Source organism: Alistipes sp. AM16-43 (assembly GCF_003435745.1).
GTDB classification, from domain to species: Bacteria; Bacteroidota; Bacteroidia; order Bacteroidales; family Rikenellaceae; genus Alistipes; species Alistipes onderdonkii.
Map to the genome: position 1 here is coordinate 142813 of NZ_QTUQ01000002.1, position 13906 is coordinate 156718.

8 protein-coding genes are annotated in these 13906 nt (G+C 61.1%); 3 read left to right on the forward strand and 5 right to left on the reverse strand.

Annotated features, from left to right (window positions below):
• The first annotated feature begins 156 nt into the window (after nt 1–156).
• On the forward strand, nt 157–1464 hold the full coding sequence (locus tag DW189_RS03865) for an Ig-like domain-containing protein (protein WP_117506939.1): 1308 nt from the start codon (nt 157–159) through the stop codon (nt 1462–1464).
• Between the two features lie 117 nt (nt 1465–1581).
• On the opposite strand, the gene DW189_RS03870 is transcribed toward DW189_RS03865, so the two are convergent.
• Nucleotides 1582–2019: an Hsp20/alpha crystallin family protein gene (locus DW189_RS03870; RefSeq protein ID WP_117506940.1), complete on the reverse strand. Its 438-nt coding sequence runs from the start codon at nt 2017–2019 to the stop codon at nt 1582–1584.
• A 234-nt stretch (nt 2020–2253) separates the two neighbouring features.
• Here DW189_RS03870 and DW189_RS03875 point away from each other — a divergent pair, with 234 nt between their 5' ends.
• Together DW189_RS03875 and DW189_RS03880 are read left to right on the forward strand one after the other, a co-directional pair.
• Nucleotides 2254–2817 carry a Crp/Fnr family transcriptional regulator gene (locus tag DW189_RS03875; protein WP_117507184.1) on the forward strand — a complete coding sequence of 188 codons (564 nt, stop codon included), beginning with the start codon at nt 2254–2256 and terminating at the stop codon, nt 2815–2817.
• Between the two features lie 80 nt (nt 2818–2897).
• Nucleotides 2898–4274, forward strand: coding sequence for an MATE family efflux transporter (locus tag DW189_RS03880; protein ID WP_117506941.1), 1377 nt, complete (start codon nt 2898–2900; stop codon nt 4272–4274).
• Here DW189_RS03880 and DW189_RS03885 read toward each other — a convergent pair.
• From DW189_RS03885 to DW189_RS03900, 4 genes are all read right to left on the reverse strand, one after another.
• On the reverse strand, nt 4249–8286 hold the full coding sequence (locus DW189_RS03885) for a two-component regulator propeller domain-containing protein (RefSeq protein ID WP_232045505.1): 4038 nt from the start codon (nt 8284–8286) through the stop codon (nt 4249–4251). The two genes, DW189_RS03880 and DW189_RS03885, sit on opposite strands and share 26 nt — an antisense overlap.
• A 384-nt stretch (nt 8287–8670) precedes the next feature.
• Entirely contained in the window at nt 8671–10140 is a 1470-nt protein-coding gene (locus tag DW189_RS03890) for a sialate O-acetylesterase (RefSeq protein ID WP_117506942.1), read from the reverse strand.
• A 13-nt stretch (nt 10141–10153) separates the two neighbouring features.
• Entirely contained in the window at nt 10154–11899 is a 1746-nt protein-coding gene (locus tag DW189_RS03895) for a right-handed parallel beta-helix repeat-containing protein (RefSeq protein WP_117506943.1), read from the reverse strand.
• A gap of 24 nt (nt 11900–11923) precedes the next feature.
• On the reverse strand, nt 11924–13900 hold the full coding sequence (locus tag DW189_RS03900) for a glycoside hydrolase family 97 protein (protein ID WP_117506944.1): 1977 nt from the start codon (nt 13898–13900) through the stop codon (nt 11924–11926).
• Between the last annotated feature and the right edge of the window lie 6 nt (nt 13901–13906).

The window sequence follows — 13906 nt, forward strand, 5'->3', positions numbered from 1 at the left end:
ACGTCATATAAATCAAACAAAATAAATTATCGAACTTCCAAATCCCGGCCGCAATAACATATTTAGCTCTACAATAGAAATAAATAGACGCATTACATGTGCCGCTAAGCTTTTTTTCGTATTTTTGCTATCGTCACTTTTAAATTCAATCCTATTATGAAATTAACCACACTATTCATGCTGGCCATCACGTCAGCCATTACTTTGGTCGGTTGTTCGGACAACGATGATCCCAAAAATCCGGTAGCCGTTACGGGCGTAACCTTGAACACGTCCTCTCTCAGCCTGCATAAAGGCGAGTCCGAAACGCTTACCGCAACGGTAAAACCGGAAAATGCCGAGGATAAAACAGTAACATGGAGTTCGTCGGACATTACCTGCGTTTCGGTAGACAATACGGGTAAGGTAACAGCCATCGCCATCGGCAAAGCCACCGTCACAGCCGAAGCCGGTCAAAAATCGGCGACCTGCCTGATAACAGTAACGGGAATTCCCGTAGAGTCGGTTACGTTGGACAAGGAAACCCATGAAATGCAGGTCGGAGAAACCGTAACCCTGAAAGCGACCGTGCTTCCGGACAATACGGACGATAAAATCATCACCTGGACTTCCTCTAAAACAGATGTCGCCACAGTAAACGACGGTACGGTTTCAGCCGTTGCTGCGGGGAAAACCGTCATTACAGCAAAAGCGGGTGAAAAAACGGCAACGTGCGAAATAACGGTAACCGCCCGTCCCTCCACACCTGCTATCGGCGATTACTACTACTCCGACGGCTCTTATTCCTCCGCCCTGGAAACGGGGAAAGACCCGATCGGAATTATATTCTGGGTCGGCGATCCCACGAAAGACGATGCGATCCTGAGACAGGAACATCCCGGATGTACTCATGGATTGGTTGTAGCCCTGCACGAAACCGACAGTCCGTGGCAGGCATATTACTCCGATTACGATGCGACGGTCAGCGCATGGCTCGGAAACAACCTCACAGGCTATACCTCCCTGCTCGCCGGTTATAAAATGGACGACAACCTCAATAAAATGCTGGGATATAACAATACCAAGGCCATCGAGGCATTCAATGCAGACGAAGCCAACGAATGGTGGGAGGTCGAAATCGTAACCTATGTCCAGGAATATCGCGACAAGACCAAAGCGCCCGAAAATTCAAGCGACTGGTACGCCCCCTCGGTAAAAGAACTCTCATTACTTTGCACGGGAGTCTTCGACGGGAATATCGACGATCTCGGGTACGAGGACGAACCCGACACAGCCAACAGCCTCGCGATCAACGAAAGATTGGCGACAATCGGGTCTGCAAGCCAATTAAGCAACATTACCTACTGGACGGCTTCGGAAGAAGACGGACGTACGGCAAAAATCATAAATTTCAAGTCCGGCATTGTGGCCAGCAGCAATAAGGGCAATGACAGCAACTTGATCCGGTGCATACTGGCATTCTGAAAACAGCCTGATCCCTGTCTGTCCACAGATACGGGCTGACAGAAAAAACACCCCGGATACGAATTCGTATCCGGGGTTTCTGCTCCCAGGAGTATTTCACCTGGGCTACGCATGCCTCTATTTCACTTCGATCTGGCGCGTGGCGGCGGCCAGTTCCTCGACCTTCTTCTTGGGAATGTCAATGGTCATCACGCCGTTTTCGACCCTGGCCGAAATTTTCTCGCGCTCGATGTTGTCGGGCAGCAGCAGGCTCTGCTGGAACTGCGTATAGGAGAATTCGCGGCGCAGGTAGGTACCTTTGTGCTTCTTGTCCTCCTCCTTCTCTTCGGATTTCTTCTCCAGGGAGATGATCAGCTCGTTGTCCTCGTTGATGTGGACTTTGAAATCCTCACGGGTCATGCCCGGAGCAGCGACCTCCACCTTGTACTCGTCTTCGTCTTCGATGATGTTGACGGCAGGAGCCGTGGCGTTGCGGCGTTCGGCGAGCCAGTTGTTATCCAGAAATTCGTTGAAAATGCTCGGCAGCCAGTTTTGATTCGTTCTTGCAGGTGTCATAATCTTGTCCTCCTTGTTTTATTTTGGTTTAACTTTATTTTCTTTCGCAGCCCCTTCCGGAGCGGTTTCATCCGTAACAGGTCAAATCCTGTGCCAGCCGTATGGAAATGAAAAAATGTCACAAATTGTCACACACCCTGCTATTCCGACATGACAAACCGGCAAAAAAACCTTCCGGCAGCGACGGAACAGGCGGCCTTTTCGCATTTGCGGAAAAAAGCCTACCTTTGCCGCATGGATTTCGCACGGATACTGACCGAACGCTACGCGCTCTCGGACGAGGGCACAGGTCTGCTTATGCAATCCGCCACGCTGACGCAACACGCCCGCAAGGAGGTCATCATCGAGGAGGGGCAGCGCGACCCGGACGTCTGCTTCGTGGCCGAGGGTTCGGTGCGCACGTATGTCATGCGCGAGGACAAGTGCGTCATCTTCTCCTTCTCGTTCGAGGGCGACCCGGCTACCTCGACGCTCGGCACACAGCCCGGCGGCTTATCGCGCCAGACGATCGAAACGATGGAGCCCACGACGCTGGTACGCATCCCCCGCGCCCGCATGGACGAGCTTTTCGCCGGGAACGCCGAACTGGCCGACTGGGGACGGCGCATGGCCGAGGAGCAGTTGCGCCGCCACGAGGACTATTTCGCCGACTACGCCTGGCGCGGCAAACGCGAACAGTACGGCCGCATGTTGCGCGAATACCCCCAGCTGCTGCAGCGCATCGCCCTGAAAGACCTCGCGGCCTACCTTTTCCTCACACCCCAAAGCCTGAGCCGCATCCGCGCCGGGGTCAAATGACACGGAAATTACCATAAGATAACTTTTCCCGGCGCAGAATGCCTTACTTTTGCACCACCTCAAAAAAAAGAGGTGCAACTATGTTACGCGACAGTATCGATTACAAAGGCACGGCGGTCGGCAAACTCTTCCGCCGCTTTCTTTTCCCCACGGTCATGGGGATGGTCTTCTCGGCGGTGTTCGTCATCACCGACGGGATATTCGTAGGCCGCGGCATCGGCAGCGACGCACTGGCGGCAGTCAACCTCACCGCCCCGCTCTTCACGCTCGGCACAGGGCTCGGGCTGATGTTCGGCATGGGCGGCTCGGTGGTGGCGTCGGTGAACCTGGCACAGGGCAAACGCCGCGTGGCCCAGATCAACATCACGCAGTCGCTGGTCATACCGGCCCTGCTGATCGCGCTGCTCAGCGCCCTGCTGATCCATTGCCACAAACCGTTGCTGCTGCTGTTGGGCACGCCGCCCGAGCTGATGGTTCCCGCGCGCGAATACCTCGTGTGGTTCACGCTCTTCCTCGCGCCGCTGGCCGTCTTCAACATCCTGATGTTCATCGTGCGGCTCGACGGCGCACCCCGGTTCGCCATGGCGTGCAACATCATGGCGGCCTGCATAAACATCGTACTCGACTACCTCTTCATCTTCGAATTCGGGTGGGGGCTCGCAGGCGCGGCCATCGCAACGGGCATCGGCTATATCGTAGGCTCGGGCGTGATGCTGCGGTACATGCTGCGCAGCAGCCGCACGCTGCACTTCGTGAAGTTCAAAACCAGTTACAAGAGCCTGCGCCTCACAGCCCGCAATCTGGGCTACATGACCTACATCGGGTTCCCGGCGCTGCTGAGCGAGCTGGCCATTTCGTGCCTGATGGTCGTGGGTAACTACACGTTCATCCGCTACACCGGCAAGGACGGCGTGGCGGCGTACAGCATCGCCTGCTACATCTTCCCGATCATCTTCATGGTCTACAACGGCATCATCCAGTCGGCACAGCCGATCATCAGCTACAACTACGGCGCAGGGTTGATGCGGCGCGGCAGGGATGCGTTCGCGATGGCACTCGGCTCGGCGTTCGCCTGCGGGCTGGCGGTATTCGGGTTCACATGGCTGTTCAGCCCGTGGATCGTGGGGCTGTTCCTGACGCCCGACGCCCCGGCCTATGCAATCGCCGTGCGCGGCCTGCCGCTCTTCGCCGCCGGGTATCCCTTTTTCGGAATCAACGTCGTCACGATCGGCTACTACCAGAGCATCGAGCGCGGACGGCTTGCGACGGGCCTCACCGTGCTGCGGGGCATCGTGCTGATGGCCTTCTGTTTCCTCGTACTGCCGCGGCTGGCGGGCGTGGCGGGGATCTGGCTCGCGGTACCGGCGGCCGAACTGGCCACGACCCTGCTCCTGCTCGTACTGCTGCGCCTCGACCGCGGGATGAGGCGGCCTATTCCCGGCGGTATTTCTCCATGAATTCGGTGGGCAGCATCCCGAACTGCGCATGGAAGCACTTGGCGAAATAGGAGGTCGAAGTGAAGCCCACCATATAGCATATCTCCGTGACGCGCAGGTCGTTGGGTTTGGAAAGCAGCTCGGCGGCCACCCTGAGGCGCGTGGAACGCAGGAACTCGTTGGGCGTAGTGCCCGTCAGCGACTTGATGCGCGAGAAAAAGAGCGTACGGCTGACATTCACGGCTGCGGCGATATCCTCGACCGAAAGGTTCGAATTGGAGATGTTGTCCATGACATACTGGTTCACCTGCGCCATGAAACGGTTGCCCGAAGGGCTCGCCGCATCCCCGTCCATGACCAGGTAGGGCATTTTCGAGAATTTCAGGCGCAACCGGCCCCGAATGTCGATAAGTGCCCGGATTTGGCGGTCGAGGTAATCCACCGACAGCGGCTTTTCGAGGTAGGCGTCGGCACCCGCCTCCAGCGCACGCACCTTCGCCGCCGAAGAGGAGTCCACCGAAACCAGCACCACGGGGAGGTGATCCAGCGCCGGGTCGTTGCGGATCGCCGCGCAGAGCGCCACGCCGTCCATCCCTTTCATCGCCACGTCGCTCACAACGGCCGCGATGCCCCGGCTTCGGAGCAGGTCGAGCGCCTGCCGCCCGTTCGTCGCACAATGGATCGTATAGCTGCCGGAGAGATGCCGCACGAAAAAGTCCGCGAAGTCGGCATTATCCTCGGCCAGCAGGATGTCGGGCAGCCGCTTCTGCACCTCGGGCTGCACGGCCGCCACGGCCGGCTGCCCGGCAGGCACTCCGGAATCGCCATCCGACCCGGGGACGGGACGGGGTGCACCGAGCGGAACCGTCACCGTAAACTCCGTCCACTGCCCCACGGCACTTTCGACCCCGAGCACGGCGCCCATCCGGGTCGCCAGGCTCTTCGCCACGGCGAGCCCCAGCCCGCTGCCGGAGACACACTTGTCCGACGTATAGAAAGGTTCGAATATCCGGGCTTTCTCCGCCCGGTCTATCCCCGCGCCGTCGTCGCGGACACGCACCCGGAACACATCGCCGGGCACCTCTCCGCCGGGGCCTTCGAGCGTTATGTCGATGCGGCTCTCGGCGAACTGGTAGGCATTGCCGAGTATCTGACCCACGATCTTCGAGAAGTGGTCGCAGCACATCTCGGCCGTGAGGGCTTCGCCGGGCAGCCCGAGGTGCACCGCGATGCCGCGCCGCGGGACGGCATCCCCCACCGCCGCGACCACCGTCCGCAATACCTCCCGTACGTCGACGCGCTCCGGGGCACGGGAAGCGGCATGCTCGCCCTCCTCCGCGCTTTTCAGGTTCAGGATCTGGTCGACCAGCGTCCGCAGCCGCTCGCAGTTCTTGCGGATGATGTCCACGTCGTCGCGCAACCCGGGCAAATCCCCGGCGCGCTTGGCGATCTGTTCGACGGGTGCGGCAATCAGCGCAACGGGCGTACGTATTTCGTTGGCCACCTCCGTGAAGAGGCTCACCTTGGCCTCGAGCAGGTCGAGCTTGTTCTTGCGGGTGATCGAGGCGATCTGTTCGCGGTGCGCGCGGCCGATCCTGCGGCGCAGCCACAGGCCGCCGCCCGCCACGGCCAGCAGAGCCAGCACGCCGTAGGCCACGATCATGGCGCGAGCCATCCACCACGGCGGCAGCACGAGGATCTCGACCACGGCCTCCTCGCCGAACTGCTCGCCGCCGGTCGAGGCGCTCACGACGAAGCGGTAACGGTTCGGCGGCAGGTTGGTGTAGGAGACATGCTGCACCCCGGCCCCTTCGTCCAGGCCGGTGGTGATCCATTTGTCGTCGAAGTTCTCCAGCCGGTAACGGTAGACCGTCCTTAGCGGCGAGGAGAAGTTGAGCGCAATGAAATCGAGGCTGAACGACATCTTCCGTCCGCGCAGGCGCACCGAGCGCTGGCAGTCGATGGTATTGGACAGCAGCCGGCCGTCCACGGGCACGCTGCGGTTGAAAAGCTTGAAATCGGGGAAGACGACGCTGAGCTTGGCCGAATTCTCGCGGCGCGTGAAATCATAGGGATAGAACTTGTTGATGCCGTTGTTGCAGCCGATGTAGATATGCCCGGTCGAGGACTTGATGCCCGAATTGGCATTGAAGATATTGGCCAGCAGTCCGTCGTCGGAGGTGAACTTGTAGATCGACTGCGGGCCGTTCCCGGGGCTGTATTTCAGCAGCCCGCGGTTGGTCGTGAGCCACAGTTCGCCGCCGTTCTGCACGATCTGGAACACGGCGCAGTTGCCGTAGGGCAGCATGTCGAACTCCCTGGAGAGCGTGTCGGCCGCGATGTCGTAACGGCAAAGCCCGCAGCCGTGGGTGCCGATCCACAGGTTGTCCCCCTCGACGGCCAGGCAGCTCACGAAATCGGAAAGCCCGCCCCCGGAATCGTGCGAACAGAGGGCGAACCGGCCGTCGTCGAACCCGTAGCGGATCAACCCCTTGCCCAGCGACGCGAACCACAGGTGCCCGCGGGCATCCTCGCAGATGTCCACCACGTCGCTGTTATGTCCCAGGCCGAATGCGCACGTGATGGTCTGCGAAACGTCGTCGTAACGACAGATGCCCATTTTGGTGCCGATCCACAACTGCCCCCGCGAATCGCGGAAAACCGAATAGACGTCGAGATTGTCGAGTCCCGTGCCGGCCTGCGTGAAGTGCTTCATCTGCCGCGTGCGCAGGTCGATGCGGTAAAGCCCGTCGCCATACGTCCCGACCCACAGCCATCCGCCGTCGATGGTGAGCGCATGGATGTTGAGCGCCCGGTCGCGCGGGTCGACCGCCACGGGCGTATAGCTGCCCGTACGCGGATTGTAAAGGCTCAGCCCCCCGTCGTCGCTGCCGATCCAGATATTCCCCTCGGGATCCTCGCAGAATTTGCTGATGATATGCCCGCACCCCTCGCCGGCCTCGATGAGCGTGAAAAGCGAACTGAGCGGCGAGAGGTAGTTGATGCCGCCGAAATAGGTTCCGATCCACACGCCGCCGTCACGATCCTTGAGGATGGAGTGGATGAATTTGTCGTTGAGCCGTCCGTTCCGGTTGGTCGTACCGTTGTCGACATGCTCGAAACTGCGGTTCTTGGTATTGAAATTCACCAGGCCGTGATCCGTCCCGAGCATGATTATCCCCGGGGCGTATTCGATCATGCTCCGCACGCGGCCGTACGCCTCGCCGTCCTCCGGGCGGTTGCAGGTGAACGTCAGCCGCGAAAGTTCGAACTTGTAGAGCTCGCAGGCATACCCTGCGATCCAGATGTCGCCGAAGGAATCCTGGCACATGGTACTGATACGCGAGATCGGCTCGCGCGTGAGCGTGTCCTCGACCCGGAAGGTCGAAAAACGGTTGTTCTCGGGGTTGTAGCGGCTCAGCAGCGAACCGCCGCCCGAAGCCACCCAGATGTTGTTGTCGTGGTCGAGCAGGATTTTCACGATGACGTCGGACGAGAACGCTTCGGGGTATTTCGCGGCGTTATAGTGTTCGAACGTGCCGCTCTTGAGGCTGTAACGGTAGAGGCCGTCGCCGAGCGTCCCGATCCACATGTTGCCCGCGACGTCCGCCGCAAGCGAATAGACCAGCAGGTTGCGGCGCTCCCGGCCATCGCTGCCCAGGATGGGCAGGTGGACGAACGACTCGTCCTTCGAGTCGAAAATATAGACCCCGTCGCTGGTTCCGACCCATATGCGGTCGCCGTTGGGGAACCCTTCGCCGCAAAGACTGTAAATACAGTTGTTTTCGAGCGTATTGCGGCGGCGGTAATCGGAGCGGTAGTTGGTGAAATCGTAGGAGTTGAACCGGTCGAGGCCGTCGGCCGTGCCGACCCAGACATACCCCTTGTCATCCTGATAGAGGCACTGGATGGTATTCGACGACAACCCGCTGTTGTCGGTATAATACCTGAATTTGTGCTCCATACCGTTCCCTGCACGCAACACCAGACACATCACGACCGCACATACCGCACATTTCACCCTCGATTCCATAGCGCCGACCCTTTAGAGAACTTTATAATCTTTATCATTCCATCCCGCAAAACCGACGCAACCTTTCCCGGGGCGGAAGCATCCGATGGGAAAAATACTTTCTTTCCTTAATATATACAAATACAAGGCACCATTATACCTATTTCGGGCAGCAGAAATGCGCCGTCCGGCTCCGAAGCGGAAGGCATTATCCGTCGGGGCACCGCCCTTACGCGCCGCAATCCGCCGCCCCGCCCCGAAGACATGCCGCCCCCGGGCGGACGGCCGATGCCATCCGCAATACAGACACAGGATACGGGTCGCTATCCCCGTGAATAACAGGGAGTACCCGGAAATGAGCCGGGAAGAGGGGGGGGGAATTCGGGATTCATGGCCGCCGGATGTTTACCTGATCTCACCGATATCGTCCAGCGGCCAGTCGTCGGTGCGGAACGGGACAAGGGGCTGCCCCATCGTCGTCATGACATTGGCTTCGGGACAGTAATTGCGGAAGGCGTAGCGCACCGCCACAGGGTCGGGCACCCGGTCGGAGCTCACTTCGATCCGGTTGTCCCAATATTTGAAATTCGCAACGGCAGGGTGGAAAACCCGGTCTTCGCCCGCAATCTCGAAGCCGCCCGGACGAAGATAGCCGTCCGGGCCGAAGGCCACGAAACTGTCGACGCCGTTTTGAGCCCGGACGGGCAGGTTGTCGAAAGTCAGCACCAGTTTATTGCCGTCGCGCTCCATCGACTTGTATACCGGCGCCGGGGCGGGCAGCCCCGTCACCCCGTAATCGTTCGCCAGGGCGAGGAACGCCAGCCGCTCCCCCACTTCGCGCTTGCGCGCCGGATGGATGCAGGTCGGATTGCCCAGGTCGGTCGTGGCGGCGATCCCCGAGTGCGGGATTTCGGCCAGCGCACGGTACTGCGCCTCGATCACCAGCGGCAGCGAACGCAGTGTGTCGCCCTCGTAGCGGTAAGGCGCCAGCTGCGTATAGTAGAACGGCATCTTCGCGTCGCCCCACGCGTTGCGCCAGAGTTTGACGAGCGAAACCTGCAACGCCTTGTAATCGTACCAGTTCCTGCGGTTCGACTCGCCCTGGTACCAGATGAACCCTTTGGCCGTATAGCGGCAGACGGGCAGGATCATCCCGTTGTAGAGCCGCTGCGGGATACTGTTGTCGTAGGTTCCCGACTTGGCGACGGCGTGGTCGATGCCCGGCGTCGCGTCGATGGCGTCGACGGTCATCCACGCCTCGATGGTCGAACCGCCCCAGTTGGGAGTGATGAGCCCGACCGGAATGCCCAATGCCTTGTAGAGCATACGCCCGAAGAAATAGCCCACGGCGCTGAACTGGCCGACGGAGGCGGGCGTCGCGGTCTGCCAGGCCGCATCGCAATCGTCCAGAGGCGTCTTGGACGAGACCCTGGGGACGGTGAACATCCGGATGCCGGGGTACATGCCCGCATCGGCGATGGCGTCGACCGCCCCTTCGACCGGCTGGAACATGAATCCGCTCACGGGCATCTCCATATTGGACTGTCCCGAGCAGACCCACACTTCGCCCAGCATCACGTTGTCAAGCACGACCTCCTTGCCGTCGCTGACGGTCACGGTATAGGGGCCTCCGGCTTCGCCCGTGGGGAGCTTCAGCGCCCAGCGGCCCGAGGCATCGGCCCGGGTTTCATGCGTGCGGCCGTCCCACGATGCAGTGACCCGCACCCGGCTGCGGGGCGATGCTTCGCCCCAGAAATTCACTTCCGTATTGCGTTGCAGCACCATATTGCTCCCCAGCACGGCGGGGAGTTTCACCCGCGCCGGGAGCTGCACGGCCAGCAATAGCGCCAGCACGACGGAAAAGAGCCGTTTCATCGGAAAAAGTCGTTTATTTTTTATCGGTCTGTTTCTTATCGACGACCACGCGGTCGCAATTCCGCGTGATGAAATTGCGCTTTTCGTCGAGTACATAGGGATAATCGTCGGTGTATTCGATGACGTTGTCGCGCGTGAACACGAACCCGTCGACACAGTAGAGGTTGACGATACGCGGGTCGAACACGCGGAAGGTGTTGCCCTCGACCCGGATGTTGCGGTGGTAGCGGCTGGTCTCGCGGTCGGGGATGCCGCTGCCCACGGCAATACATGCCGAGCCCCAACCGGGACTGCCGTAGTTGCCGTTCTCGAAGAGGTTGCGGCGGATCACCACGTCGCGCACGCCCGACTGCTCGTACCAGTAGTTGGCGTCGCCTTCGATCAGGATGGCCGCCCCGGCGATGTGGAAGTAGTTATCCTCGATGACCATGCGGTTGCGCGAGCCCAGCAGCAGGCCGCGAGCCCGGTTGCCGCGCATGCGGCAGCCCTCGATGAGCACCTCGGGATATTCGTCGTCGGCCGCCACGACATGCATGGGCTCGACCCCGTCGGGGAGCGGCTCGGTGAAGGTGACTTCGGTGTAAACCTTGTTGAGCCGCCTGACCGACTTCACCTTCCGGCGGGCATAGGTCTCCACGTTGTTGTTGTCGACCAGTTCGAGGGTCATCCCCGGCACGATGAAATCCACGCCGTACTGCCCCGAGTTGCGCCAGCGGAGCAGCAGTTTGTCGGGGCCCCCGACCTTTTCGACGGCCATGTACAGCCCGTGGATATTCGTCGCGTCGTCTTTCTGGTTCTCGAACGTGCAGTCGATCATGCGGATGTACCCGCCGCAGTTGACGTAGTGCGTGGCGTCGGCCGTAATGCTGATCATGCGCCCCTTGCCGGGCGAGGGGACGATCACCAGCTTGCGAAGCTCGATGTCGCGGCTGCGCTGCGCGATCACACCCATGCCGCCGCAGTGGTAGAGGTTGACGTCGCGGATGGCAACGCCCCGGCAGTCGGCGAGCGTGAAACCGGGGTTGTAACGCGCAGCCGCGCCGAATACCATCACGTTGCCGACCGTGGCGGTCAGGTCTTTGCGCAGGATGCGGATGTTGCCGTTGGCGCATTTTTCGGCCGGGATCGTCCGGTTCGACAGCCAGTAGTCCGTGGCACGGAACGCCGGTTCGCGCCGCACGGCGTCGAACTCCAGCAGGTTGGAGAAGGGGTACACCGTACCCTCGGCATCGCGGAAACGCAGGCAGCCGTTGACGATGTCGCAGAGGTAATCTTCGGGGAACTCGATTTCCAGCCAACCGTCGCCCTTCGCCACAACGGTGCCCTCGGAATTGAACGTACGGGTGAAGTCGATCGTCAGGTCGCGCACCGTAATGTTCTCACAGTCTTCGAGGCTGAACGGCGAGATGAAGCCCGTGAAGAGCAGTTCGGTGCCGTTGCCGTCGATCTCGAAGTCGCGCATACCCACCAGGTCGAACGCGATGCGCTTGAGGCTCTCGTCGTTGTTGCTGATGAACTGGTACTTTTCGACCGCCCGGTCGGGGCGCATGCGGAGCTGGCCGCCGGGCAGCACGAGCCGCGAGGCGCCGACCTCGGCACAGTGTTCCAGCGCGGCCCGCACGGCGGGCACGGCATCCGTCCCGGCGGCGCCGGGCGCGAGGAAATCTTTCAGGTAGACGGTTTTTTCCGCCGCAGGTGCCGCATATACGGCCAGGATGGCCAGCAGGGCGGCGCAGCATTTTCTCAGGGTTCGGTTCATAAGGGTCGTATTTTTCGGATAGGGTTATTTGTTATCAGCCGGTTCGATCTTCAGCGCGAAGCCGCCGCCGGGCGCCACGGGTATTTGCAGCCGTGTCGCGGAGGTCACCCGTTGCGTGGAGAGCGCATAGCGGGCGGGCTCCGCAGCCGAGCGGCCGTCATCGGCGAGCAGCGTGGCCGTATACTCCCGCCCGGGGTCGAGCAGCGACAGGTCGACATCGAGCGTGCGCGGCGTCCAGCCGGTAAGCCCGCCCACATACCAGCAATCCTGCCGTTTGCGTGCCGTGACGATATATTCGCCGATCTCGCCCGCGAGCACCCGCGTCGTATCGAACACGACGGGCAGCGAAGCGATGAAGCGCGTGCAGGCCTCGTCGGCCATGTAGCGCGTCGGAGAGTCACAGAGCATCACCAGCGGTGCGTCGAAAACCACGTAAGCCGCCACCTGGTGCGCCCGCGTGCCCTGGCTCATCGGGTTGCGGTAGTCTATCCGGAAGCCTTCGCGCGTGGCATTGCGGTAGGCGCCGGGCGTGTAGTCCACCGGGCCCTGCACCATGCGGATGAAGGGGAAGGTCACGTCGTAGAGCGGCATGTCGGGATTGCTCCACTTGAGTTCCTCCAGCCCGAAGACGCTTTCGAAATTGACGATATTGGGATAGGTGCGGTTCTGACCCGTGGGTTTGTAAACGCCGTGGATATCGAGCACCAGGCGGTGCGCGGCGGCGACCCGGGCAAGGCGGTAGACCAGCTCGACGGCCTTCTGGTCGTCGCGGTCGATAAAGTCGACCTTGAAGCCGCGGATACCTAATCCGGCATAGTAGCTGCACGCCTCTTCGAGCTTGGCGTCGAGCACGTTGCCCACGACCCACAGCATCAGCCCGACACCTTTGGCGTCGGCATAACGCACCAGTTCGGGCAGGTCGATCTGCTCGACCACGGACATCACGTCGCCGGCCTTCGGATCCGACCACCCTTCGTCCAGCACGACGTATTCGAGCCCGTAGTCGGCCGCGAAGTCGATATAGGCCTTATAGGTTCGCGTGTTGATGCCCGGCTCGAAGTCCACGCCCGTCAGCCCCCAGTCGTTCCACCACTCCCAGGCCACCTTGCCGGGCTTCACCCACGAGCAGTCGCCGATGCGGTTCTCTGCGGCGAGGGCATAGACCAGGTCGTTGGTCGGAAGTTCGCGGTCTTCGTCGGCTACGGCGAGGATACGCCACGGATATGTCCGCGTGCCCTCGACGCGGGCGATATAGTCGTGGCGCGTGGCGACCTTCTCCTGGCAGCGGCGCTCGTGGAGGTAGCAACTGTCGGGCACGGCGGCGAACAGCCCCCGCAGGCCACCCGCCGAGGGCGTCAGGAACATGCCGGGATAGGCTTCCAGGTCGGCTTCGCAGACCAACACGCGGCCGGCGGCGCCGCAGTCGGCGGCCAGCGGCAGCAGGACGGGTTTTTCCGTTCCCAGCGCGCTCAGGCGGCACTTCTCATACTGGCTCTGGTAGGCGTTGCACAGGCCGTCGGAATAGGCGGCGAACAACCCGGGGTCGCCCGCGAAATTGAACTCGGCCACTTCACCGGCCACGGTTCGTTCGCCCGGCAGATGCGTTTCGATACGGTAGGCGCAACCCTGGTCGAAGACCCGGAAAGTCACGGCATAACCGCCTTCGAAGGTAAGCCGCAGCTGGTTGTAATGCTCCGTGAAGCGTGCCTGCCGGTAGAAGGGGGCCTCGACGACCCGTTCCACCGTTTCGCGCCGCGCATCGGTCACCTTCGCACCGCGTCCCAGCACCGTACCGTCGGCGAAGTGCAGCCCGATGGCCGAAGGCAGCAGCACGGGCGTACCGTGGCGGGTCACGGTATAGGTCAGCGAGTCGGCCGCACGAATCCCGACGCAGAGCGTCCCGTCGGGCGAGGCGACTTTGAAATCAGTCCCGGGGCCGGACGAGCAGGCGGCCGCGAAGGACAATGCAAACGAAATGGCGAAGCAGCGGAAAAGGTTCATAGGTAA